Origin of the sequence: Actinomycetospora sp. NBRC 106375, assembly GCF_030269665.1 — a bacterium.
GTDB lineage: Bacteria > Actinomycetota > Actinomycetes > Mycobacteriales > Pseudonocardiaceae > Actinomycetospora.
Genome location: NZ_BSTS01000017.1, coordinates 25,988 through 49,536, shown reverse-complemented (window position 1 = coordinate 49,536; position 23,549 = coordinate 25,988). Strand labels below are relative to the sequence as shown.

Genomic DNA, 23,549 nt, shown 5'->3' with positions numbered 1-23,549 from the left:
CGCCGACCCTCAGCCCGCGTCGACCCGGTCCGACTCCTCGTAGCGCAGCACCGGCAGCAGCGACGGTTCGGGCGCCGCGGGGTCGGCGGCACAGGCGTCGAGCGCCGCGTGCAGCGCTCCGGCGTCCAGGCCGACGCCGAGGAACACCAGGCGGGCGCCCGCGACGGCGGCGGAGCGGGGCGCCGGCCGCACCCGGATCGCCGTCCCGACCGTCTGCACGACGAACGGGGCGGCGCCGGGGAACCGGACCACGCCCTTGCTCCGGAACACGCCGGCCGGGCCCGCCTCGAGGAACGCGGCGAACCGCGCCGGGTCCAGGGGGGCGTCCCGGTCGACCGCGACGCTGTCCCAGTTCGCGTGGGTGTGGGCGCCCGCCGCGTCCTCCCGCAGCAGCACGTCGAACGACAGCTGGCCGGTCCGCCGCGGGGCGCGACGGGCCGGCGGGTCGACGAGCAGCGCCGGGTCGACGGCACCGCGGACCACCGGGAGCGCCGGGCCCGCGGCGACCGCGCGCACCGACGTCAGCAGCGCCGTGGGGTCGTCGACGCGGTCGACCTGGTTGACCACCACGAGGTCGGCGAGGCGGACCGCGTCGTCGGTCCGGCCGTCGGCGGCGTCCACGACCGCCACCAGCCCGCCGTACTCCGCGTGCCGCGCGTCGCCCGCGATCGCGTCGAGCAGGAGGCGCACCAGCTCGCGGGGCTCCGCGATCCCGCTGGCCTCCACCACGACGAGGTCGAGGCGGGCCGCGGGTGCGGTGAGCTCGGCGAGCAGCGCGGCGAGGCCGTTCGCGTCCGTGGTGCAGCACAGGCAGCCGTCGGCCAGCGAGGTCACCGCGCTGGCCTGGCCGGCCACGAGCATCGCGTCGATCCCGATGGCGCCGAAGTCATTGACGACGACGCCGATCCGGACCCCGTCGGCGTGGCGCAGCAGGTGGTTGACCAGCGTCGACTTCCCGGCACCGAGGTGACCGGCGACCAGCACCACGGGGACGCGACGGGGCACGCCGACCACCCTGGCACAGGGTCGGCGTGCCCCCGCGGCTACCGGACCCCGGCCGAGTTCAGCCAGTCGCGGGCGACCTGGGCCGGGTCCGGACGGTCCGGGCCGGCGAGGCGGGCGTTGAGCGCGGTGAGCTGGGCCGTGTCGAGCTTCGCCGAGATCTGGTTCAGCGTCTCGGTGACGCGCGGGTCGCCCGCCTTGCCGCGGTTGATCAGCGGCACGACGTTCTGCGCCGCGAAGTTCGAGCGCGGGTCGGCGAGGACGACGAAGTCGTTCTCCGGGATCGAGGCGTCGGTGGTGAACAGGTCGGCGGCCTGGACGGTGCCGTCGCGCAGGGCGGCGACGGTCAGGGGCCCGCCGGCGTCGAGGGCGCGGAACTCGCGGAACGTGCAGCCGTAGAGGCGCTGGAGGCCGGGGATGCCGTAGGCGCGCTGCTGGAACTCCGGCGGCCCCCCGAACGCGACCGTCGGGCAGAGCCGGGTGAGGTCCTCGATCGACGCGAGGTTGTTCTGCGTCGCGAACGCGCGGGTGACGACGACGGCGTCCTTGTCCTCCGCGGCGCTCTGCGGGAGCAGCTGGAGCTGGGGCGGCAGCTTGGTGGTGAGCTGCTGGTAGACCTGGTCCGACGCGGTGGCCGTGGTCTGCGGGTCGAGGAACTGCAGCAGGTTGCCCGTGTAGTCGGGCACGAGGTCGATCTCGCCGCGCTCGACGGCCGGGTAGTAGGTCTCGCGGCTGCCGATGCCGAAGCGGCGCTCGACGGCGACGCCCTTCGCCTCGAGCGCGGTCGCGTAGATCTCCGCGATGAGGCGGTTCTCGGTGAAGTTCGCCGACCCGATGCGGACCGTGCCCGGCGCCGACGGCGCGGCGGGCTGGGTGGCCAGGGGGTCGGAGCCCCCGCCGCACCCGGCGAGGAGGACACCCACGGCGGCGATCGCCGCCAGGAGCAACGCACGCGAAGATCGGATCATCGGTCGGGCCTCTCTCAGGACGGGACGGGGCGGGAGGTCGGGGGGTCGGCGGGCGCGAAGGGGCTCGTGATCCGGACGCGGCCGGGGCCGGGCGTGACGAGCCGCCCCAGGCCCTGCAGGACGAGCTCGACGACGATCGACAGCACGGCAACGACGAGGGCGCCGCCGAGCACCTGCGGGTAGTCGCGCACCGAGAAGCCGTCGATGATGTAGCGCCCGAGCCCGCCCAGGCCGACGTAGGCGGCGATGGTCGCGGTGGCCACCACCTGCAGCGTCGCGAAGCGCACCCCGCCGAGCACCAGCGGCACGGCGGCGGGCACCTCGACCTGCAGCAGGATCTGGTGCTCGCGCATGCCCATGCCGCGCGCGGCGTCGACCGCGCCGGCGTCGGCCCCGGCGACCCCGGAGTACGCGCCGGCGAGCATCGGCGGGACCGCGAGCAGGACGAGCGCGAGCGTCGGCGGCAGCAGGCCCAGCCCGAGCAGGAGGACGAACAGCACGAGCACGCCGATCTCGGGGACCGCGCGCAGGCCGTTGGCCACGCCGACGACGGCGAGCCCGCCGCGGCGGGTGTGCCCGATGAGCGCGCCGAGCGGCAGGGCGATCACCGCGGCGATGACGACGGCCAGCAGGGTGTAGCCGAGGTGCTCGAGCACGCGGGTCGGGATGCCGGTGCCGCTGCTCCACTGCGCGGGAGCGGTGAACCAGTCCAGGAGACGTCCGAGCACCGCCTACACCCCCGCCCGGGCGCGCGACCACGGCGTGAGGGACCGTCCGAGCCCGAGCCACAGGGCGTCGAAGACGAACGCGAGCGCGATCGAGCCGACGATGCCGGTGACGACCATGGCCGTGTAGTCCTGCTGGAACCCGTCGGTCATCAGCGTGCCCAGGGACTGCACCCCGACGAGGGCGCCCACCGTGACCATCGAGAACGTCGTGACCGACGCGACCCGCACCCCGGCGGTGAGCACCGGCACCGCGAGCGGGAGCTGCACACCGAGCAGGAGGCCCGTCGGGCGGTACCCGACGGCGACCGCCGCCGTGGTGACCGTGTCGGACACGGAGTCGAGCGCCTCGGCGACGCTGCGCACGAGCAGCGCCACCGCGTAGATCGTCAGCGTCACCAGAACGTTGAGGGGGCTGAGGATCGGCGTGGCCAGCAGCACCGGGATGAACACGATGAGGGCGAGGGACGGGATCGTGTAAAGCGCGCCGGACAACGGCACGAGCACCCGGCGCGCGCCCCGCGATCGGTGGGCCCACCAGCCCAGCGGCAGCGCGATCACCAGCCCGAGCAGCACCGGGACGACGGCCAGCAGCACGTGGTCCACGACGAGCTCGTCGATCTCGTACCCGAAGGCCCTCACGGGGCGCCCCGGTCGAGCAGCGCCAGCACGTCGTCGGTGTCGACCCCGCCCCGGTAGCGGCCCGCGCCGTCGACGGCGACCCCCCGGCCCGCCGGCGAACTCAGCGCCGCGTCGAGCGCGCCGCGCAGCGTGCCCGCGCCGTCGGACGCGGCGTCGGCGCCGTCGGTGACGTACACCGAGCCGAGGTCGTGGCGCGCGCCGTCGGGGCCCAGCCAGGCGGCCGGGCGCTCGGCGCCGTCGAGCAGCACCGTCCACTCCCCCGGCACCCCGGAGGAGCCGTTCTCGTCGGCGCGCGTGGGCAGGTCGACCAGCCGCAGCGCCGTGGCCGGCACGAACCCGAGGCGGCGGTAGCCGCGGTCGCGGCCCACGAAGCCGGACACGAAGTCGTCCACCGGGGCCGCGAGCAGCTCGTCGGGCGGCGCGAACTGCGCGAGGCGCCCGCCCACGCGCAGCACCGCGACGCGGTCGCCCAGGCGGATGGCCTCGTCGATGTCGTGGGTGACGAACAGGATGGTCTTGCCGAGGTCGGCCTGCAGGCGCAGCAGCTCGTCCTGCAGCTCCACGCGCACCACGGGGTCGACCGCCGAGAACGGCTCGTCCATCAGCAGCACGGGCGCGTCGCCGGCCAGCGCCCGCGCGACGCCGACGCGCTGCTGCTGGCCCCCCGAGAGCTGCGCGGGCCACCGCTGGGCCATGGCGCCGTCGAGCCCGACGCGCTCGAGCACCTCCGCCGCCCGGGCCCTGGCCTCGCGGCGCGGGAGCCCCTGCAGGACCGGCACCGTCGCCACGTTGTCGATCACGCGGCGGTGCGGGAACAGGCCCGCCTGCTGGATGACGTAGCCGATGCCGCGGCGCAGCAGCGCCGGGTCGGCCTCGGCGACGTCCTGGCCCGCGAGGTGCACGGAGCCCGACGTCGGCTCCACCATGCGGTTGACGGTGCGCAGCGACGTCGTCTTGCCGCAGCCCGACGGACCCACCAGCACGGTGATCTCGCCCTCGCGGGCGGTCAGCGACAGCGACTCCAGGCCGACGGTGCCGTCGGCGAACCGCTTGCCCACGTCCCGGAACTCGATCACGTGGCGCCCCCGGATCCGCCGGTGGCACAGGCGTGGCCACCGAGTCGTCGCGAGAATCTAGCCGCACCCCCCGACAGCCGCGACCGATCACCGTCGAGCGTGTGGCGTTGCGGACACTCGATGTCCGCGGTGGCCCACCGCTGACACGTCCGGGAGATCAGCCGGCCGCGCGGTCCTCGGGGGTCAGCGGGCCGCGGCGCAGGAGCTCGGTGAACTTCTCCGCCGGCATGGCGCGGGCGAACAGCCAGCCCTGGTAGGCGTGGACGCCGAGGTCGCGCAGGACCGCGAACTGGTCGGCGTCCTCGACCCCCTCGGCCACGCACACCTGCCCGATCGCGGCGGTGAGGTCGACGACGGCGCGGGCGACGGCGCGGTCCGACTCGCCGGTGGCCACCCCGCGCACGAACCCGCGGTCGAGCTTGACGATCTGCGCGGGCAGGCCGGTCAGGCGCGAGAGCGACGAGTAGCCGGTACCGAAGTCGTCGACCGCGAAGCGCACGCCCGCCGCGATGAGCTCGTTCATCTCGCGCAGCGTGGTCGCGGGCAGGTCGGCCAGGCAGGTCTCGACGAGCTCGAGGACCAGGCGGTCCCACGGCAGCCCGGCGTCGGCGACGGCCTCGCGCACGGTGTCGAGGAAGTCCGGGTCACCGGGCAGCAGGCCCGCGAGGTTGACCGCCACCGAGGGCACGATCCCGTCGGGACCCGACGCCGGCCACACCGCCGCCTCGCGCACCGCGGTGCGCAGGACCCAGCGGTCGAGGTCGCCCATCAGCTCGGCGGCCTCGGCGACCGGCAGGAACTTGTCCGGGAAGATCAGGCCCTGCTCGGGGTGCTGCCAGCGCACGAGCGCCTCGGCGGTCTGCACCCGGCCGTCGGGGCCGACGACGGGCTGGAAGTGCAGCACCAGCTCGTCGTTGACCATGGCCTCGCGCAGCTGGGTCTCCATCCGCAGCGCCTCGTCGGCGCCCTTCATGATCGCCTCGTCGGCGAGGGCGAACCGGCCGCTGCCGCCGCTCTTGGCCTCGAACAGCGCCGCGTCGGCGAAGCGCATGAGGTCGCCGGTGCCCGGGTGCGACGGGGCGGGCTCGAGGCCGGCGAGCTCGGTGGCGCGCTCCTGGCGCAGCACCTGGGCGACCGGGTCGCCGACCGGGTCGACGTCGACGTGCGACGGGTCGGGGAGGTCGCCCGCGGCCCCCACCCCGATCGTCGCGCCGACCGCCGCCCCGACCGTCGCCGAGATCCGCACGAGCTGGCCGTGCACCGGGATGGCCGTGCGCAGGATGCCGGCGACCGTCGCGGACAGCGCGTCCAGCCCGCCGTGCAGGTCGACGTCGGCGCACACGACGACGAACTCGTCGCCCGCGCTGCGCGACGCCGCGCACCCGTCCGGGAGGCGCTCGCGCAGCCGCGCGGCCAGCTCGACGAGCAGCTCGTCGCCCGCGTCGTGGCCGAGCGAGTCGTTGACGCGCTTGAAGTTGTCGAGGTCGCAGAACAGGACCCCGACGCGCCGGGCCGTCGGGCCCGAGAGCAGCCGCGACACGGTGGTCGTCAGCGCGCGGCGGTTGGGCAGGCCGGTCAGCTCGTCGTGCATGGCCTGGTGGCGCAGGCTCGCCTCGACCCGGCGCGCGTCGGTGACGTCGGTGAACACCACGAGGTGGGTGACGCCGCCGTCGTCGTGCACCGACACCGAGACGTGCAGCTCGCACCACACCGCCGCCGCGTCCGCGCCGTCCGCGCCGCGCTCGCGGGTGCGCAGGGCCCGCGGCGAGCACGACCAGCTCACCGAGCCCGCCGACCCCGCCGGGCGCGCGAGCAGCGGCGTCGCGGGCCCCACGCCGGCGGCCGCCTCGGCGTCGAGGTCGAGCAGCTCGTCGGCGCGTCGCCGGCGCAACGACTCGAGCCCGTGGCCGAGCAGCCGGCACAGCGACTGGTTCGCGTCGACCAGCCGCTCGTCGTCGTCGAACATCGCGATCCCGACCGGCGCGACGGCGAGCAGATCGGTGAAGCGCTGGGTGGAGGCGCGCAGCCGCTCCTCGGCCTGCCGGCGGGCGGTCACGTCGGCGGCGGTGCCGAGCACCGAGCCCCCGGCGCGCAGCGCGGCGTGCAGCTGCAGGATGCGCCCGCTGCCGTCGCCGAGGCGCACCTCGTCGTCGAGCGGGGCGCCGTCGCTGACCAGGGCTTTCCACCCGCTCAGCAGGCTGCCGCGGTCGTCGGGGTGCAGCGCGGCCACGAGGCCGTCGGCGCGCCGGGTGGCGTGCGGGTCGACCCCGAGCAGGTCCGCGAGCGCCGGCGAGAGCCAGGCGGAGCCGGTGGCGAGGTCGACCTCCCAGTGGCCCAGACCCGCGATCCGCTCGACGTCGGCGGCCGTCGGGGACGACGCCGCGGGGCCCGCCGGCGCGGACGGCGCGGACGGTGCGGTCGGCGCCGACGGCACCGCCGCCGTCTCGGGGGCGTCCGGCACCAGGACGAGCACCGCGCCGCCGACGGCGTCCGGCCACGCGACGACCCGCACCGGCAGCGGCGCGGCGGCCACCCGGCGCAGCCGGGCCGCGAGGAGCCCGTCCGGCCCGGCGGCCGGCTCGACGGGCCCGAGGCCGACGAGCAGCTCGCCCAGGGGCCTGCCGAGCATGCTGCGCGGGTCGAGGCCGCCGGTCGGGTCGACCATCCGGGCCACGGGCTCGCGCACCTCGACGATGCGCCCGCGGCCGTCGTGGCGCAGTGCCGCGCCGGCCGGGAGCGGCGGGCCTCCCGGGGTGCCGGGCGCGGTGGGCGGCACGTCGGTGCCGGTGTCGCCCGTGGGCAACGTCGTGCGCGCCTCGGCCCGGCGGGACGCCGTCGTCGCCCGGACGACGGCGAGGCCCCGCGAGCCCGGCACCGGCACGGCACTGCTCACGTATCTCCCCCTCGCCCTCGGATCCGCACGTTCCTCCGATCGGGAACGCGGTGTCCGTCTCTGTCTCAGGCAACGAAGAAGAACCGATGGGGGTCCGGGGGGATCACCCCGTGGGGGGACCCGGCGCGGCGACCGCGTCCTCGGACGCGGTCGCCTGCACGACACGGACGATGGACCTTGAGGTCACCGACCGGTCGACGCGCCGAAGCGGACGGAGTCCACGACGAACGGCGACCGGCCCAGAACCACTCGGCCGATGGGCCGCCTCGTCACCCACGTGCGGATCAGCGCCCTACCGTCGGTGGGATCTCTGCGCCACGAGCGGTCCCCCAGCGACCATGAACGCTCCGCCACCGCCGAACGGAGGATCCGTGATCCTCCGGGCGAGCGACACGACCCGCGGACGAGGGTGCTGCCACCGGTCGGTACCCGTCCCGAGGGGCCGGGGAACCCGATCGTGGACGACCGGATCGTGTCGCGCGCGGGGCCGCTCAGTGACCGTGTCCCTCGGCTGCCACCTCGGCCACGTGGCGGCGGACCACGCCCTCCTCGGACGCCGCCCGCGCCACGGCCGCGGCCACCGCGGACGCCACCCGGTCGTCGAGGGCGGACGGGACGATGTGGTCGACGCCGAACTCCTCGTCGCCGGCGGCGATGTCCGCGATCGCCTCGGCGGCGGCGAGCTTCATGGCCTCGGTGATCCGCCGCGCGGCGGCGTCGAGGGCGCCCGCGAACACCCCGGGGAAGGCGAGCACGTTGTTGATCTGGTTCGGGTAGTCGCTGCGCCCGGTGGCGACGACCGCCGCGTGCTTGCGCGCGACCGAGGGGTCGATCTCCGGGTCGGGGTTGGAGAGCGCGAAGACGATCCCGCCCTCGGCCATCGAGGCGATGACCGACTCGGGGACGGTGGAGCCGGAGAGCCCGAGGAACACGTCGGCGCCGGCCGTCGCGGCCGCGAGGTCGCCGCGCACGCCGCGCGGGTTGGTCTGCTCGGCCAGGGACATCTTCTCGACGTTCATCCCCTCGCGGCCGGAGTGGATGACCCCGCGGGAGTCGAGGACGACGACGTCCGAGGCACCCGCCGAGAGCAGGATCTTGGCGCAGGCGACGCCGGAGGCGCCGGCGCCGCTGACGACGACCTTCAGCGCGGCGAGGTCGCGGCCGAGCACCCGGGCGGCGTTGCGCAACGCGGCGAGCACGACGATCGCGGTGCCGTGCTGGTCGTCGTGCATCACCGGGCAGTCGAGCGCCTCGACGAGCCGGCGCTCGATCTCGAAGCAGCGCGGCGCGGCGATGTCCTCGAGGTTGACCGCGCCGAAGCTCGGACGCAGGTGCACGAGGGTCTCGACGATCTCGTCGACGTCGGTGGTCTCGAGCACCAGCGGGATCGAGTCGAGGTCGGCGAACGCCTTGAACAGCGCCGACTTGCCCTCCATCACCGGCAGCGAGGCCCGGGGGCCGATGTCGCCGAGCCCGAGGACGGCGGTGCCGTCGGACACGACCGCGACGAGGCGGTGGGTCCACGTGTAGCGGGCAGTCAGCGCCTTGTCGTCGGCGATCGCCCGGCTGACCTTGGCCACGCCCGGCGTGTACGCGATGGCGAGGTCGCGGCGGCCGGCGAGCCCGACCGTCGGCGCGATCGAGAGCTTGCCCCCCTCGTGCGCGGTGAAGACCTCCTCCTCGGAGATGTCACGACCGTCGAGGGAGGGCTGGGTGGGATCGGGGACGTCGCTCACGGGGACTCCAAGCGGATCGGGCAGGGGACGAGTGGGGTACCCGGGGCGGGACGTCTCGACCGGCCTCCCGCGGTCGGCGGGGGCCGGAGGGCCGTCGGCGCGGATGGTGGGCGCGCGGCCCGGGTCGAGGGTCACCTGCGCCCGGTCTACCGGCGAATCCTCGCGCGCCACCCCGTCCCGTGTCTGCGGCAGGTGGGGTCGCGCCCGTCACCGGGCCGGTCGCGGGTCGGGTCACGCGTCCGGGAGGTCTAGGGTCGGCCGCCGTGCAGGTGCGGGAACTGGGCGTGCCGGGCTCGTGGCTCTTCGACCCGCCGGTGTTCCCCCGTCGTCGACCTGCGCGTCGGGTCGCCGACGTTCGGCACGTGGGACGCGGTGCGCCTCGACGGCGAGGCGCAGCAGGCGGTCTACGTCGCCGAGGGCCTCGGGCACGCCTTCCTCGCCCTCGCCGACGGCACCGTCGCCACCTACCTCTGCTCGCGGGAGTACGAGCCGGCCGCCGAGCACGGCGTCGCGGCCCTCGACCCGGACCTCGACCTGCCCTGGACGCGCGGGTGCGCCCGCGAGGACCTGGTGCTCTCCGAGAAGGACGCGGCCGCGCCGACGCTCGCGCAGGCCCGCGCCGCGGGCGCGCTGCCCACCTGGGAGGCGTGCGTGGCCCGTCGCGAGGCCCTGGCGGGCACCGCGGGCTCGGCGCCCTCAGCGGGCCCGTAGACGCCCCGGACGGGGCCACAGGCGCCACCGCACCGGGCCGAGGACCTCGGCGGGCCCGAGCGTCCGTGAATCCGTCGACGCCGCCGGGGCGTCCCCGACGGCGAACCAGCCCTCGTCGGTCTCCAGGGCCGCCCGCTTCACCGAGAGCTGCCCGGGCCGCGACGGCCACCGCACCAGCGCCGGCTCCCCCGGGCGCACCGCCGCCCCGGGGCGGGCCACGACGACGTCGCCGTCCCGCAGCGTCGGCGCCATCGACCCGCCCCGGACGAGCACGCGGCGTGGGCGCTGCCGCCAGAGGGTGACCAGCAGCTCACGAGGGGTCCTCACGGGCAGCGCCTCACGTGTCGTGGGCCGGTGACAGGGGTACGTTCCCTGACGTCGGAACGATCACCATTCCCCATGAGGAAGAGGGAGGCGAGATGGGACTGCTCTCCAGCGTCCTCCGTCCGCGTCTGGAGGCCACCGCACACTGCGACCTCCCCTGTGGCGTCTACGACCCGGCTCAGGCCCGGATCGAGGCCGAGTCGGTCAAGGCGATCCAGGAGAAGTACCAGGGCAACGAGGACCCGGCGTTCCGCGCCCGCGCGATCCAGATCAAGGAGGAGCGCGCCGACCTCGTCAAGCACCACCTGTGGGTGCTCTGGACCGACTACTTCAAGCCGCCGCACTTCGAGAAGTACCCGCAGCTCCACGAGCTGTTCAACAAGGCCACCAAGGCCGCGGGCGGCGGTGAGGGCGGCGCGAAGTCGTCCATGGACCCGAAGTCCGGTCAGCAGGTGCTCGACTACATCGCCGAGATCTCGGACATCTTCTGGGAGACCAAGAAGGGCTGAGCGCCCGCTCGGTCGGTCCGCGAGACCCCGACGCGCCCGTCCCCGCCACGCGGGGGCGGGCGCGTCGTCGTGCGGGAGCCGGTGTTCCGGGTCGGGAGCGGGTAGGGAGGACGCCGTGAGCGCCACACCCCGCGGACGCATCTACGTCCTGCGTCACGGCGAGACCGAGTGGTCCCGCGACGGACGCCACACGAGCCGCACCGACCTGCCGCTGACGCCGACGGGCGAGGACGCGGCCCGGATCGCCGGCCGGCTGCTCGTCACCCTGCGCGGGGACGTGCCGCCCCCCGTCGTGTGGACGAGCCCCCGCCGCCGCGCGCAGGACACGGCGCGGCTGGCCGGTCTCGCGCCGGACGCCGTCCGCGACGACCTGGTCGAGTGGGACTACGGCGACTACGAGGGCCGCACCACCCCGGAGATCCGCGAGGACGTGCCGGGCTGGACCGTGTGGAGCCACCCCTGCCCGGGCGGCGAGACCGGCGCGCAGGTGGCCGCCCGCCTCGACCGCGTGCTCGCCGACGCCGAGCGGGTCATCGCCGAGCGCGACCTCGTGCTCGTGGGCCACGGCCACGCCGGTCGGGTGCTCATCGCCCGCTACCTTTCCCTCGAGCCCTCGGCCGGGGTCGGGTTCGCGTTCGACGCCGCATCGGTGACGGTGCTGGGCCACGAGCGCGGCGTGCCGCGCATCGACCTGCTCAACGCCCCCGGCGGGCTGGTGGAACCGCCCCCGCCACCGGCGGACCGGCACTAGCGCAGCGGCACCAGAGGACTGCTACCGGCGGGCGCGGAACCGGAACGAGCGCTCGCCGGCGTCGGTGGTGGCGTCGCCGAACCCGGCGCCGTGCAGGCGGTCGGGCAACGTCCGAGGATCGACGACGACCATCGTGTCGCCGACGTGCAGGAGCCGGAACCGCAGGCTGCGGCGGCTGTCCGACCCGGCGAACGTGCCGCCGGGGCGCAGCACGCGGGCGGCCTCGGCGAACAGCCGGTCCTGGTGGTCGGGCGAGGGCACGTGGTGGAGCACCGTGAAGCAGACGACGGTGTCGAAGCTGGCGTCGGCGAACGGCAGGGCCGCGCCGTCGGCCGCGCGCACCTCGACCCGGTGCCCCATCTCGGCGCCGAGGTCCTTCGCGAGCCGCCGGTCCACCTCGGCCGCGGTCAGCGAGCCCGCGCGCTCGACGAGCCAGCGCGTGGTGACCCCGTAGCCGGGACCGATCTCGAGGACGTCGCCGCCGAGGTCGACGTCCTCGAGGGCCCACGGCAGGACCTGCTGGTGCATCCGCTCGGCCCACCCGGCCGACCGGCAGAGCCTGCGGTGCAGGACGTTCATCGGCACGCCCGCCACCGTAGTTCAGTGGCGCACGCCGTCGCCGTCCTCGGCGTCCTCCCCGTCCTCCGCGTCCGCCCACGCGCGGGTGGGCGCGCAGAGCAGTCCGTAGAGCACCACGGCGGCGAGGACCATCACCGGCACGCCCCAGTCCGGGCGATGGGAGGGCACGGCGGCGTAGAACCCGCATCCGAGCACGAACAGCTGGGCGACCAGCGACGGCCCGCGGGCCCCGCGCGTCCCGGTGACCAGGGCGACGCCCGCGGCGCCGACCGCGAGACCCAGGAGGGCCACGAACCCCCACACGGAGAACGTCACGCCGCCGAGGGCGAGGAGCACCGCGACGACGACGCCGACGACGCCCTCGGCGATCACACCGAGTGCGGCCAGGCGCACGGAACGGGGCATCACGACACCCAGCGTAGGCACGGCGGAGAGATCGGCGACATCCCGACCCCGCACCCCCCGGACGGAGGGGACGTGCCGTCTACGGTGAGCGCCGTGCGTGCGCTGCTCGTGGCCAACCCCTCGGCCACCACGACGACGGCGGCCGGTCAGGACGTCATCGCGCACGCGCTCGCGAGCGAGATCAAGCTCGACGTCGTCGCGACCCGCTACCGCGGCCACGCCGCCGAGCTCGCCGCCCGCGCGCGGTCCGAGGCCGTCGACCTCGTCGTCGTGCTCGGCGGCGACGGCACGGTGAACGAGGCCCTCAACGGGCTGCTCGCCGACGGGCCCGGGGAGCACGTCCCCGCGCTCGGCGTGGTGCCCGGCGGGTCGGCCAACGTGTTCGCCCGCGCCCTCGGCGTCCCGCGCGAGCCGCTCGAGGCCACCCACACGCTGCTGGGCGCGCTGCACGAGGGCCGCTCGCGCACGGTGGGCCTCGGCCGCGCCGACGAGCGGTGGTTCAGCTTCAACGCGGGGCTGGGCTGGGACGCCGACGTCATCGCCTCGATGGAGCGCGCCCGGGGCCGCGGTCACGACGCCACCCCGGCCCGCTACGTGGCCACGTCGATCCGCCGCTGGTCGCGCGCCCGGGTCGACCCGCCGGACCTCACCGTCGAGCTCGCGGGCGAGGAGCCGGTCGAGGGCGTCCGGCTCGCGATCGTGTCGAACACCGACCCGTGGACCTACCTCGGCGCGCGGCCGGTGCGCACCAACCCCGGCTGCTCGTTCGACGGCGGCCTCGGCGTCTTCGCCCTGCGCTCGCTGGGGCTGCCGACGATCCTGCGCCTCGTGCACCAGGTGCTGCGCCGCGACGGCGCCGCCGGCCTGAAGTCCGTCGTGCGGCGCGACGACGTCCCCGCCCTGCGGATCACGAGCAACGAGCCGGTGAACCTCCAGGTCGACGGCGACCACCTCGGACAGCGCAGCGACGTCGAGTTCGTGTCGGTCCCGGAGGCGTTGCGGGTGGTCGTGTAGGACGTGTCCCGACGGTGCGCGCGAGGTTCCGTGTGAAGTCGGCGTGAAACCCGACCGGCGGGACATGCGACGGGCGGGCATCTGAATCGAGCCCACGTGCCGACCGCTCGTCGTGGCCCCTCGGACGGGTGGACGGTTCGTCGTGCGTGAATCGTCGCTCGTCGCAGCCGGGCGGTCATGACGGTGCGCGCCATTCCACTCACCGACCGAGTTCGCCCGTCGAGCCGCTTGGCACTCGATCTCGTCGGTCGTGTCCTGCAGATTGAGTCGCATCCCCCGCGAATACCGGGAAGGACGCACGGGCCCCCGGGCCGGTGTTCCGGACCGGACGGGTCCGTTGTTCTCGAAATGGAGAACAACGGGCGGGAGTCGGGGGACAGCGACACCACCACGCGGTGCGGGTCGCCGTCCCCGGTCTCCGTGCCAGGTCGCGGGCCCCGACGGTGGGGCCCGGGACACGTCGAGAAGACGACGACCACGACCGGTGCGCGCCCCGAAGCGCACCCACCGAGGAGATCAGAACGATGGACTGGCGGAACGACGCTGCTTGCCGCGACGAGGACCCGGAACTGTTCTTCCCCGTCGGCACGAGCGGCCCCGCGCTCTCCCAGATCGCTCGCGCGAAAAGCGTCTGCCGGCGCTGCCCGGCCATGACCGAGTGCCTGAAGTGGGCGCTCGAGTCGGGCCAGGACGCGGGCGTCTGGGGCGGTGCGAGCGAGGACGAGCGCCGCGCGCTCAAGCGCCACGGCATCCGGCCCGAGGTGCACACCGCGCTCTGAGGGCCCCTACCCGGCGCCGCGCTCCCACGCTCCCCCAAGGCGCCGACCCGGTCCGCAGCACCCCGCCGGACGCTCGCTCCCCACGCGTCCGACCCGGTGGGTGCGGATCGACCACCCGCGAGACCCGAGGGCCCCGGTCCCGTCCCCCGAAGACGGTGCCGGGGCCCTCGTGCGTCCGGGGCTCCCCGGCGCGCCCGGCGGCCCGCGGGGGGGGCGCTCAGCGGCCGCGGTGCTGCAGCGGCACCCGCAGGACGGCCCGGGTGCCCTCGGACTCCGCCGGGCGCATGCTCAGGCTGCCGTCCAGCTCCGAGTCGACGAGCGTCCGCACGATCTGCAGACCCAGGCCCGTGGCCCGCTCCAGCGAGAACGTCTCGGGCAGTCCGCGACCGTCGTCGCGGACCTCCACCTCGAGCACCGCGGCGGTGCGCTTCGCGGCGATCACCACCGAGCCCGACGCCCGCTCGGCGAACCCGTGCTCGAGGGCGTTCGCGACGAGCTCGGTGAGCACCATGACCAGCGGTGTCGCCATCACCGCCGGCAGCACGCCGACCTCGCCCTGACGGCTCATGGCGACGCGGGCCCCGGGCCGCGCGAGGTCGTTCATCATCGGCAGCACGCGGTCGAGGACCTCGTCGATGTCCACCTTCTCGTCCACCGACGCCGCCAGCGCCTCGTGCACCAGGGCGATCGACGCGACGCGGCGCACCGACTCCGTGAGCGCCTCCTGCGCCTCGTTGTGGGGCGTGCGGCGGGCCTGCAGGCGCAGGAGCGCCGCGACCGTCTGCAGGTTGTTCTTCACGCGGTGGTGGATCTCGCGGATCGTGGCGTCCTTGCTCAGCAGCGCCCGGTCGCGGCGGCGGACGTCGGTGACGTCCCGGACGAGCACCAGCGCGCCGGACGGCAGCCCGCGCGGGTGCAGCGGCAGCGCCCGCAGCACGGCCGTCGCGCCGTGGCCCTCCAGCTCGGCGCGCTGGGACGGCGTCCCCGCCAGCGCCCCGCGCACGTGCTCGGCGGCCTCGGTGCCCTCGAAGGCGTCGTCGGCGACGTCGCGCACGACCGTCGCGAGGTCGACGCCCACCAGCTCGTCGCTCCACCCCAGGCGGTGGAAGGCCGAGGCGGCGTTCGGGCTCGCGTAGAGCACCCGGCCGGTGGAGCTGATGCGCACCAGCCCGTCGCCCACCCGGGGCGACGAGCGGCCCTCGTCGCGGCCGGCGGCGGTGGGGAACGTCCCGTCCGCGACCATCTGGCACAGGTCGGAGGCCACCGCGAGGTACGAGATCTCCAGCGTGCTCGGCACCCGGGGCGCGGCGAGGTTCGTGTCGCGACCGAGGACGGCGATCACGTCGCCCGTGCCCGAGTCCTCCCGGCTGGTGGGCGCTCGCACCGGCACGACCTCGCGGCGCACCGACCGGCCCCGGTGCCAGCGCGGCTGGTCCTCGCGCCGCAGGGTCGAGTCCTGCAGCGCCCGGTCGAGCTGGGCGTGCTGGCTCGCCGCAGCCACGGTGCCGACCATGTCCTCGGGGTGGGCGGTCGCCGTCGTCGTCGGGCGGCTCTGCGCGACGCAGACGAACTTCCCGGCCAGGTCACCGCCCGTCACCGGGATCCAGAGCAGGAAGTCGGCGAACGAGAGGTCGGCCAGCAGCTGCCACTCGGCGACCACGCGCTGCAGGTGCGCCACCGCCGACCCGGAGAGCGTGGTGTGGGTGGCCAGGAGGTTCGACAGCGTCGAGGTCGGCCGGCCGCGGTTCCCCACGGGCCTCATCCAACCACTGTGATTCCACCACTGTGCCGGTCAGGCGCCCCCGACGTGCGACGATGGACGCATGTCGAAGCGCGCGCGCCAGAAGCGGGACCGCAAGAAGAAGAGCAGCAACCACGGCAAGCGCCCCCACGCCTGAGCGCCTGGGCGCCTGCCCCGGACACACGACGGGCCCGTCCGCACGCTGCGGACGGGCCCGTCGTCGTGGTGGGCGGCGCGTTGGGGCGCGCTCAGCGGCGCCAGGACTCCACGCGGGTCTGGTTGACCTCGACGACCGTGCCGGCGGGGCCGCGCTCGACGGTGACCTGCGCCTGCTCGAGCACCGTCGCGCGGATCTGCTCGCGGAGACGCTCGTGGAGCTCGGCCGGGGCGTGCTCGCCGCGGCAGCTGCGGCCCAGCAGGGTCTTGACCTTCTCCTCGAGCCCGTAGCGGGCCAGGCAGGGGCCGCACTCGTCGAGGTGGCGGCGCAGCTGGGCGTCGCGCTCGGGCTGGCACTCGTGGTCGAGCAGCAGCCAGACCTCGGCGAGGACCTCCGAGCAGTCGGTCTCGTGGGGCTCTCCGCAGCTCATCGCGCGGCCCCCTCTCCGGTCGTCACGCGGGTGTCCCCGTCGCGCAGGAACCCGCGGTCGCGGGCGGTGTCGGTGAGCGCCTCCCGCAGCTGGCGGCGGCCGCGGTGCAGCCGCGACATCACGGTGCCGATCGGCGTGCCCATGATGTCGGCGATCTCCTTGTAGGCGAAGCCCTCGACGTCGGCGAGGTACACCGCCATCCGGAAGTCGTCCGGCAGGCTCGACAGCGCGTCGCGGATGTCGTTGTCCGGCAGGTTCTCCAGCGCCTCGGCCTCGGCCGACGGGAGGCCCGACGAGCTGTGCTCACCGGCCTGGGCGAGCTGCCAGTCGGTGATCTCCTCGGTGGGCGACTGCTGGGGCTGCCGCTGCCGCTTGCGGTAGGTGTTGATGTAGGAGTTGGTGAGGATGCGGTACATCCACGCCTTGAGGTTCGTGCCGGGCGTGAACGAGGCGAACGACGAGTACGCCTTGAGCACCGTCTCCTGCACCAGGTCCTCGGCGTCGGCCGGGTTGCGCGTCATGCGCAGGGCCGCCGCGTACAGCTGGTCGACCAGCGGCATCGCGTCCCGCTCGAAGCGCGCGGCGCGCTCCTCCGGCGTCTCGGTCGCGAGGTCCACCGCACCGTCCGCCGGTGCCGGTCGCACCTCCTGGCGCTCTTCGGGCTGGTCGGCCCGATCGCTCGCCGCGCTCGCACCGTCGGCCACGAGGCTCCCTCCACGCCGCTCGCGCACCGCGAGCGCGACATCGTCGGATCCCGCGGAGACTACCCGGCCGCGCGGGGAGCCACCCCGCATCGCCGACGACGTCACCCGCGTCCCGGTGGCCGGGACGAGCGACGCCAGGTCGACCCCGGCCTCGATCCCGACGTCCCTGACGGGCTCCGTCACCATTGCTGGCATCGCACCTCTCCTCGTCCTGCCGCGCGAGGACGATCGTGATCGCGCGGCGTATCGAGGGAACGCCAGCGGGGGGTCCGGGATTCCCGGTTGCCGGCCGTGACGGGGTTCTGGTGGGCTCCCCACCCGTGGCCGGTCGCGCGACCCCGGCGACGGCCGCGCTGGACGCGGCCGGCGTCGCCTACAGCACCCACCCCTACACCGCCCCGGGCACCGCGGCCTCTCATGATCGAGCTCCGCTTCGCTCCGTCTCCTATGGCACCGAGGCGGCCGAGGCCCTGGGCCTCGACCCGCACCGGGTGCTGAAGACGCTGGTCGCGGAGGTGGACGGCGCGCCGGTGCTCGCGATGGTGCCGGTCGCCGGGACGCTCGACCTCAAGGCGCTGGCCGCCGCCCGCGGCGGGAAGCGCGCCGTCATGGCCGACGCCACCCGCGCCCAGCGGCTCACCGGCTACGTCGTCGGCGGCATCGCCCCGCTGGGCACCCGGCAGGCGCTGGACGTCGTGATCGACCTCTCGGTCGCCGAGCACGCGACGGTCTACTGCTCGGCCGGCCGCCGGGGGCTGCAGCTGGAACTGGCCCCCGACGACCTCGTCACCGTCACCCGCGGGGAACTCGCCGAGATCGGCGCTTAGGCCGTCTCCACGACGAACCGGAACCGCACGTCCCCGCGCCCGAGCCGGTCCAGCGCCGCACCGAGACGGTCGGGGGCCACCACCTCCACGTCGGCGACGATCCCGTGCTCGGCGGCGACGTCGAGCATCTCGCGGGTGGCGGGCACGCCGCCGCTGCCCGTGCCGACGATCTTCTTCTCGCCGACGACCAGGCTCATCGGGTCGATGTCGAGGCGGGCCGGCGGGATGCCCGCCAGCACGTAGGCGCCGTCGACCGCGAGCGCGTCCAGGTAGGGCGCGAGGTCGAGCGGGTGGCCGGTGGTGTCGAGGAGCAGGTCGAAGCGCCGCTTCTGGCGGGCCAGCGCGTCGGGGTCGCGGGTGACGACGATGTCGTCGGCGCCCAGGGCCTTCGCGGCGTCGGCCTTGGCCGCGCTGGTGGTGAGGGCGACCGTCTCGGCGCCCAGCGCGTGGGAGAACTTGATCGCGAGGTGCCCGAGGCCGCCGACCCCGACCACGCCGACCGTCGTCCCCGCGCCCGCGCCGAGGCGGCGCAGCGGGGACCAGGTGGTGATCCCGGCGCAGAGCAGCGGCGCCGCGCCGGCGGGGTCGAGCCCGGCGGGCAGGGGGTAGACGAAGTAGCGGTCGACGACGATCTCGGTGGAGAAGCCGCCCTGGGTGACGCCGCCGGAGACCCGGTCCTCGCCGCCGTAGGTCAGCGTCGGGAACGCCTCGCAGTCGTTCTCCCGCCCGGCGCGGCAGGCGGTGCACGTGCGGCACGAGTCGATGATGTTCCCGACGGCGACCCGGTCGCCCGCGGAGAGGTCGTCGACGTCGTCGCCCACCGCCGCGACGACCCCCGTCATCTCGTGCCCCGCGACCAGCGGGAAGGCGGCGGGGTCACCGTTCGCGAGGGCGTGCCGGTCGGTCGCGCACACCCCGCAGTGCGTGATGCGGACGACGACGTCCTGCGGCCGCGGGTCGCGCCGGTCGATGGTCCACGGCTGCGGGGCGGCGCCCGGCGTCGCGGCGGCCCATCCGGTCACCTGGTGCACGATCGGACCTCCTCGGTCAGAACCAACTGGTTGGTTACCTCTGACCGTAACACGTAACCGACCAGTTGGTTATGATGCGCCGGTGCCCAAGGACGGTGCGGCGACCCGGCGCCGCCTGCTCGACGCCGCGACCGCGGAGTTCTCGCGGTACGGGATCGCGGGGGCGCGCGTCGACCGCATCGCCGATGCCGCCGAGGCCAACAAGGCGCAGATCTACGCGTGGTTCACGTCGAAGGACGGCCTGTTCGACGCCGTGTTCGCCGAGCACCTGTCGCTGATCGTCGACCTCGTGCCGTTCGACGCGACCGACCTGGCCGGCTACGCGGTCCGGCTCTACGACGCCTACCTCGAGCGGCCCTCGGTGGTCCTCCTCGCGACCTGGGCGCGGCTGGAGCGGGTGCCCACGGGCGACCTGCTCACCACGGCCGCGGAGGACGTCGCCGCGAAGCTCGACGCGGTCCGCGCCGCCCAGGCCGACGGGCTGGTCGACCCCGAGCTCGCGCCGCGCGACGTCTACTCGATGGTGATCTCGCTGTCGATGAGCTGGTCACCGGCGGCGACGGTGATCGCGGCGTCGACGGCCGACCCGGACGACGAGCACGCGCGGCGCCGGACCGCCCTGCACGCCGTCGCGACCCGGGCGTTCCGTCCGGGCTGAGGGTCACGCGACGGGGCCGGGCCGGTCCCGGCGCGCGGGGAGGAGCATGTCCAGCCAGGGCCCGACGGCCTCGCGGATCGGTCCCCTCGCCCTCAGCGAGTGGTCGCCCCGCACCGTGACGACCTCGCGGTGCCGCCCCGGGGTCGGGACGCCGAAGCGGTCGTTCTCCCCCGACACCGCGAGCACCGGGATGCCCGCGGCGTCGACGGCGTCGATCTCCGGGCCGCGGTCGGGGCGCGTGCCGTCCCTCCGGGCCGGCGCGAGCAGCGGGAACGCCAGCGTCAGCACGCCGATCGGCGCCGGGTCGGCGACGACCGCGCCGCGGCACGCGACGCGCGCCCCGGACGACCGACCGCCGTGGATCTGCGGGGTGTCCGGGAAGCGCTCGGTGAGCGCGGCGAGCACGGACGCCCAGGCCTCGTCGAGCTGGGCGGCGGGCGCCGGCGCCTTGCGGCCGGCGACCCGGTAGGGCTGCAGGACGCGGGCCACCGCGAGGAGCCCGGCCGCCTCCGCGGCGGCGAGCAGGTCCGGTGCCTCGATGCCCCCGCCGGCGCCGTGGCCGAGCACGAGCAGCCCGAGGCAGCGGGCCGGCGTCCGCAGCGCCACCCGGGCGGGCCCGTGCGGCGTCGGGACCTCGAGCTCGTCGGTGGTCACCGGGTGGTCACTGGGTGGCGGGGACGTCGGCCTCGAGGTCGAGGTCGAGACCCTGCTGCTCGGGCTCGTCGTGGGTCTCCTCGATCAGCTCGGGCCCGTGGTTCTTCACGTTGTTGACCTTGGTGGACACCTGGCGCAGCTCGAACGCCGTCAGCAGCTCGGGCGGCGGGGGCTCGAGCAGGTCGGTCGGGTCGTCGTTGTCCGGGTCGAGCCAGGCCTGCCACCGCTCGGCGGGCAGCACCAGCGGCATGCGGTGGTGGATCGCCGTGAGCGGCCCGGCGGCGTCGACGGTGACGACCGTGGTGCTGATCAGGGGCGACGCGCCCTTCGCGGCGTCCTTCGGCCGCCAGGTCTCCCACAGGCCGGCGAAGGCGAGCGACTTCCCGCCGGGCAGCGTGATGAAGTACGGCACCTTGCGCCCGCCGGGCCCGTCGCGCTGCCACTCGAACCAGCCGTCGGCCGGGAGCAGGCAGCGGCGGCCCTTCACCGCGCGGCGGAAGGCGGGCTTGCTGGTCAGCGAGTCGGACCGCGCGTTGATCATGCGGTTGCCGACCTTCGGGTCGTCGGCCCAGCCCGGCACGAGGCCCCACCGCATGGCCCGCAGGCTGCGCTCGAGGCGCTGGGGGTCGGCCTTCCCGTCGTCGTCGCGCGGATGCCGGTCGACCACGCCGATCACGGTCTCGGTGGGCGCGACGTTGTACTCGGGCCCGGGCCACGCGCCGTCGGTGGCGTCGACGGCGTCGAACTCCTCGGCGAGGGTGGCCGGATCCTTGGCCTGGCTGTAGCGGCCGCACATGGCGCCATCATCCCACCGGGCACCGACACACCCGGGGCCGAGCGCGAGAAGATGGCCCCATGAGCGATCAGCCCTGGGCGGCACCGACGGCCGACGGGCCCGTGCGCGGCACGGTGTCGGTGCCCGGCTCCAAGTCGGTGACGAACCGCGCGCTGGTCCTCGCCGCGCTGGGCGCCGACGGCGTCACCCGCCACGTCCGCGGCGCGGCCCGGTCGCGGGACACGACGCTGATGGCCGGCGCCCTGGCGTCCCTCGGGGCGACGGTGACGACGGCCGACGGCCGTGCCGGCACGGTCGACCTGGAGATCACCGCCCCGGCGACCTTCCGCGGCGGGCACGTCGACTGCGGGCTCGCGGGCACCGTGATGCGCTTCGTCCCGCCGATGGCCGCGCTGGCCGACGGCGAGGTCGTCCTCGACGGCGACCCGCGGGCCCGCGAGCGCCCCATGGGCGGGATCGTCGCCGGCCTGCGCGGGCTCGGCGTCGACGTCACCGGCGAGGCGCTGCCGCTGACCGTCGCCGGCGGGCCGCACCCGCGCGGCGGGGAGGTCACCGTCGACGCGTCCGCGTCCAGCCAGTTCGTCAGCGGCCTGCTGCTCTCCGGCGCCCGCTACGCCGAGGGCGTCACCGTCACCCACGCCGGCGAGCGCGGCGTCCCGTCGCTGCCGCACGTCGCGATGACCGTGGCGATGCTCCGGGCGGCCGGGGTCCCCGTCGTCGAGGCGCCGGATCGCTGGCACGTCGCCCCGGGCCCCGTCACGGCGCCGACCGTGCTCGACGTCGAGCCCGACCTGTCGGGTGCGGCGGTCTACCTGGCCGCGGCGCTCGCCACCGGCGGGTCGGTGACGGTCGCGGGCTGGCCGGACACCGACCTCCAGCCCGGCGCCGCGGTCCGGCGCGTGCTGGAGGCCTTCGGCGCGCGGGTGACCCTCGATGCGGAGGGGCTCACGGTCGACGGGCCCGAGCGGCTCGACGGCGTGGACGTCGACCTCGGCGAGATCAGCGAGCTCACCCCGACCGTCGCCGCGCTCGCCGCCGTCGCGGCGCGGGACGGGGCGACGTCGCGGCTGCGCGGCGTCGCCCACATCCGCGGCCACGAGACCGACCGCCTGGCCGCCCTCGCCGCCGAGCTCGGCACCGTCGGGGCGCGCGTCACCGAGACCGCGGACGGGCTGGAGATCGCGCCGGCGCCCCTCACCGCGCCGACCCGGCCGTGGGGTGCGTACGCCGACCACCGGATGGCGACGGCCGGCGCGATCGTCGGTCTCGTCGTGCCCGGCGTCGCCGTCGACGACGTCGCCGCCACCACCAAGACCCTCCCCGACTTCGCGACCGACTGGCCCGCCCTCGTGCGCGCCGGGGTCGGGGTCTAGGGAGCCGGCGGGGTGCCGAGCGGAGCGCGCGGCGGCGGCCGCGGGGAGACCTCGCGGCTCGACGAGTCCGACGTCCGCGTCCGCCCGGGCAAGGGGACGCGCCCGCGCAGCAAGCGCCGCCCCGAGCACGCCGACGCCACCGCGGCGATGGTCGTCGGCGTCGACCGCGGCCGGTGGACCTGCGCGCCCGACGACGACCCCGCGCGCCGCATCGTCGCCATGCGGGCGCGGGAGCTGGGGCGCACGCCGGTCGTCGTGGGCGACCGGGTGGGGCTGGTCGGCGACGTCTCCGGCGGCGAGGACGCCCTCGCGCGGATCGTGCGGGTCGACGAGCGGACCAGCGTCCTACGCCGCACCGCCGACGACACGGACCCCTACGAGCGGGTGGTCGTCGCCAACGCGTCGCACCTCGTGATCGTCACCGCGGTCGCCGACCCGACCCCGCGCACCGGCTTCGTCGACCGGGCGCTCGTGGCCGCCTACGCCGGCGGGCTCGACCCCGTGCTGTGCCTGACGAAGGCCGACCTCGCCGACCCGGCGGAGTTCGCCGCGAACTACGCCGACCTCGACCTGCCCGTCGTCGTCACCCGCGCCGACGAGGACCCGACGGGGCTGCGCGAGGTCGTCGAGGGGCGGGTCACGGCGCTCGTCGGGCACTCCGGGGTCGGGAAGTCGACGCTGGTCAACGTGCTCGTGCCGGACGCCGACCGGGCCGTCGGCGAGGTGTCGGGGGTCGGGAAGGGCCGGCACACCTCCACGTCGGCGGTGGCGCTGGCGCTGCCGGACCACACGGGATGGGTCGTGGACACGCCGGGCATCCGCTCGTTCGGGCTCGCGCACATCGCCGCCGACGACGTCGTCGCCGCCTTCGGCGACCTGGCCGCCGCTATCGAGGACTGCCCGCGCGGCTGCACCCACCTCGGCCCCCCGGCCGACCCGGAGTGCGCGCTCGACGCGGAGGTCGCCGCGGGCCGGCTGTCGCACGGCCGATTGGACGCACTGCGGCGGGTCCTGACGGCGCTGCGCGTTCCGTCGTGGGAGAGCTGACATCGGGTCGACCTAAG

25 protein-coding genes and 1 pseudogene are annotated in these 23,549 nt (G+C 75.6%); 10 read left to right on the top strand and 16 right to left on the bottom strand.

The annotated features are described in order from the left end of the window. Positions 1 to 9: 9 nt before the first annotated feature. From QSK03_RS24645 to QSK03_RS24615, 7 genes are all read right to left on the bottom strand, one after another. Positions 10 to 1,005, bottom strand: coding sequence for a CobW family GTP-binding protein (locus QSK03_RS24645; protein ID WP_285657675.1), 996 nt, complete (start codon positions 1,003 to 1,005; stop codon positions 10 to 12). Between the two features lie 38 nt (positions 1,006 to 1,043). Continuing rightward, on the bottom strand, positions 1,044 to 1,949 hold the full coding sequence (locus QSK03_RS24640) for an ABC transporter substrate-binding protein (RefSeq protein ID WP_285657673.1): 906 nt from the start codon (positions 1,947 to 1,949) through the stop codon (positions 1,044 to 1,046). Between the two features lie 35 nt (positions 1,950 to 1,984). After that, entirely contained in the window at positions 1,985 to 2,698 is a 714-nt protein-coding gene (locus QSK03_RS24635) for an ABC transporter permease (protein ID WP_285657672.1), read from the bottom strand. A 3-nt stretch (positions 2,699 to 2,701) separates the two neighbouring features. After that, positions 2,702 to 3,337: an ABC transporter permease gene (locus tag QSK03_RS24630; protein WP_285657669.1), complete on the bottom strand. Its 636-nt coding sequence runs from the start codon at positions 3,335 to 3,337 to the stop codon at positions 2,702 to 2,704. Next, a complete protein-coding gene (locus QSK03_RS24625; protein ID WP_285657668.1) occupies positions 3,334 to 4,413 on the bottom strand; it encodes an ABC transporter ATP-binding protein in 1,080 nt (359 codons plus the stop codon). Before QSK03_RS24625 ends, QSK03_RS24630 begins: the two co-directional genes overlap by 4 nt. 157 nt (positions 4,414 to 4,570) lie before the next feature. Then, positions 4,571 to 7,306 (bottom strand): putative bifunctional diguanylate cyclase/phosphodiesterase, encoded by a 2,736-nt coding sequence (locus QSK03_RS24620; RefSeq protein WP_285657666.1) that lies wholly within the window; start codon positions 7,304 to 7,306, stop codon positions 4,571 to 4,573. A 491-nt stretch (positions 7,307 to 7,797) separates the two neighbouring features. Continuing rightward, positions 7,798 to 9,042: an NAD(P)-dependent malic enzyme gene (locus QSK03_RS24615; RefSeq protein WP_285657665.1), complete on the bottom strand. Its 1,245-nt coding sequence runs from the start codon at positions 9,040 to 9,042 to the stop codon at positions 7,798 to 7,800. Positions 9,043 to 9,366: 324 nt separating this feature from the next. Here QSK03_RS24615 and QSK03_RS24610 point away from each other — a divergent pair. Further along, a pseudogene (locus QSK03_RS24610) lies at positions 9,367 to 9,753 on the top strand (dTDP-4-dehydrorhamnose 3,5-epimerase family protein); the annotation flags it as partial. On the opposite strand, the gene QSK03_RS24605 reads toward QSK03_RS24610, so the two are convergent. Continuing rightward, entirely contained in the window at positions 9,739 to 10,080 is a 342-nt protein-coding gene (locus QSK03_RS24605) for a S24 family peptidase (RefSeq protein ID WP_285657663.1), read from the bottom strand. The pseudogene QSK03_RS24610 and the gene QSK03_RS24605 sit on opposite strands and share 15 nt — an antisense overlap. 92 nt (positions 10,081 to 10,172) lie before the next feature. Here QSK03_RS24605 and sodN point away from each other — a divergent pair, with 92 nt between their 5' ends. Together sodN and QSK03_RS24595 are read left to right on the top strand one after the other, a co-directional pair. After that, entirely contained in the window at positions 10,173 to 10,586 is a 414-nt protein-coding gene (sodN, locus tag QSK03_RS24600) for a superoxide dismutase, Ni (RefSeq protein ID WP_285657661.1), read from the top strand. Positions 10,587 to 10,701: 115 nt separating this feature from the next. Next, complete coding sequence (locus QSK03_RS24595) at positions 10,702 to 11,337, top strand: histidine phosphatase family protein (protein WP_285657659.1); 636 nt, start codon at positions 10,702 to 10,704, stop codon at positions 11,335 to 11,337. A 21-nt stretch (positions 11,338 to 11,358) separates the two neighbouring features. Here the strand turns inward: QSK03_RS24595 and QSK03_RS24590 are convergent, their stop codons facing one another. After that, complete coding sequence (locus QSK03_RS24590; RefSeq protein WP_285657850.1) at positions 11,359 to 11,916, bottom strand: class I SAM-dependent methyltransferase; 558 nt, start codon at positions 11,914 to 11,916, stop codon at positions 11,359 to 11,361. Positions 11,917 to 11,937: 21 nt separating this feature from the next. Further along, positions 11,938 to 12,324, bottom strand: coding sequence for a hypothetical protein (locus QSK03_RS24585; protein WP_285657658.1), 387 nt, complete (start codon positions 12,322 to 12,324; stop codon positions 11,938 to 11,940). A 90-nt stretch (positions 12,325 to 12,414) separates the two neighbouring features. Here QSK03_RS24585 and QSK03_RS24580 point away from each other — a divergent pair, with 90 nt between their 5' ends. Both QSK03_RS24580 and QSK03_RS24575 read left to right on the top strand, forming a co-directional pair. Further along, positions 12,415 to 13,335 (top strand): diacylglycerol/lipid kinase family protein, encoded by a 921-nt coding sequence (locus tag QSK03_RS24580; RefSeq protein WP_285657847.1) that lies wholly within the window; start codon positions 12,415 to 12,417, stop codon positions 13,333 to 13,335. Between the two features lie 524 nt (positions 13,336 to 13,859). After that, entirely contained in the window at positions 13,860 to 14,114 is a 255-nt protein-coding gene (locus QSK03_RS24575) for a WhiB family transcriptional regulator (RefSeq protein WP_285657657.1), read from the top strand. 217 nt (positions 14,115 to 14,331) lie between these two features. Here the strand turns inward: QSK03_RS24575 and QSK03_RS24570 are convergent, their stop codons facing one another. Beyond that, positions 14,332 to 15,876: a sensor histidine kinase gene (locus QSK03_RS24570; protein ID WP_285657655.1), complete on the bottom strand. Its 1,545-nt coding sequence runs from the start codon at positions 15,874 to 15,876 to the stop codon at positions 14,332 to 14,334. Between the two features lie 61 nt (positions 15,877 to 15,937). Here QSK03_RS24570 and QSK03_RS33455 point away from each other — a divergent pair, with 61 nt between their 5' ends. After that, a complete protein-coding gene (locus QSK03_RS33455; RefSeq protein WP_378022413.1) occupies positions 15,938 to 16,012 on the top strand; it encodes a 50S ribosomal protein bL37 in 75 nt (24 codons plus the stop codon). 91 nt (positions 16,013 to 16,103) lie between these two features. Here the strand turns inward: QSK03_RS33455 and rsrA are convergent, their stop codons facing one another. Together rsrA and QSK03_RS24560 are read right to left on the bottom strand one after the other, a co-directional pair. Beyond that, positions 16,104 to 16,442, bottom strand: coding sequence for a mycothiol system anti-sigma-R factor (rsrA, locus tag QSK03_RS24565; RefSeq protein ID WP_285657653.1), 339 nt, complete (start codon positions 16,440 to 16,442; stop codon positions 16,104 to 16,106). Further along, positions 16,439 to 17,236, bottom strand: coding sequence for a sigma-70 family RNA polymerase sigma factor (locus QSK03_RS24560; RefSeq protein WP_352232035.1), 798 nt, complete (start codon positions 17,234 to 17,236; stop codon positions 16,439 to 16,441). The genes rsrA and QSK03_RS24560 overlap by 4 nt, the downstream gene beginning before the upstream one ends. Positions 17,237 to 17,466: 230 nt before the next feature. Here QSK03_RS24560 and QSK03_RS24555 point away from each other — a divergent pair, with 230 nt between their 5' ends. Continuing rightward, on the top strand, positions 17,467 to 17,973 hold the full coding sequence (locus QSK03_RS24555) for an aminoacyl-tRNA deacylase (protein WP_285657651.1): 507 nt from the start codon (positions 17,467 to 17,469) through the stop codon (positions 17,971 to 17,973). Here the strand turns inward: QSK03_RS24555 and QSK03_RS24550 are convergent. Continuing rightward, complete coding sequence (locus QSK03_RS24550) at positions 17,970 to 19,004, bottom strand: NAD(P)-dependent alcohol dehydrogenase (protein ID WP_285657650.1); 1,035 nt, start codon at positions 19,002 to 19,004, stop codon at positions 17,970 to 17,972. The genes QSK03_RS24555 and QSK03_RS24550 overlap by 4 nt on opposite strands. An 82-nt stretch (positions 19,005 to 19,086) precedes the next feature. Between QSK03_RS24550 and QSK03_RS24545 the strand changes: the two genes are divergently transcribed. Then, entirely contained in the window at positions 19,087 to 19,662 is a 576-nt protein-coding gene (locus QSK03_RS24545; protein WP_285657648.1) for a TetR family transcriptional regulator, read from the top strand. 3 nt (positions 19,663 to 19,665) lie between these two features. Here QSK03_RS24545 and QSK03_RS24540 read toward each other — a convergent pair whose 3' ends face one another. Together QSK03_RS24540 and QSK03_RS24535 are read right to left on the bottom strand one after the other, a co-directional pair. Beyond that, the gene (locus QSK03_RS24540) at positions 19,666 to 20,316 is read right to left on the bottom strand and encodes an alpha/beta family hydrolase (RefSeq protein WP_285657646.1); all 651 of its coding nucleotides are present in this window, start codon (positions 20,314 to 20,316) and stop codon (positions 19,666 to 19,668) included. 7 nt (positions 20,317 to 20,323) lie between these two features. Further along, the gene (locus QSK03_RS24535) at positions 20,324 to 21,112 is read right to left on the bottom strand and encodes an SOS response-associated peptidase (RefSeq protein WP_285657644.1); all 789 of its coding nucleotides are present in this window, start codon (positions 21,110 to 21,112) and stop codon (positions 20,324 to 20,326) included. Between the two features lie 59 nt (positions 21,113 to 21,171). Between QSK03_RS24535 and aroA the strand changes: the two genes are divergently transcribed. Together aroA and rsgA are read left to right on the top strand one after the other, a co-directional pair. After that, positions 21,172 to 22,485, top strand: a complete 1,314-nt coding sequence (gene aroA, locus QSK03_RS24530; protein WP_285657643.1) for a 3-phosphoshikimate 1-carboxyvinyltransferase — start codon at positions 21,172 to 21,174, stop codon at positions 22,483 to 22,485. Positions 22,486 to 22,497: 12 nt separating this feature from the next. Next, complete coding sequence (gene rsgA, locus QSK03_RS24525; protein ID WP_285657641.1) at positions 22,498 to 23,532, top strand: ribosome small subunit-dependent GTPase A; 1,035 nt, start codon at positions 22,498 to 22,500, stop codon at positions 23,530 to 23,532. Positions 23,533 to 23,549 lie beyond the last annotated feature (17 nt).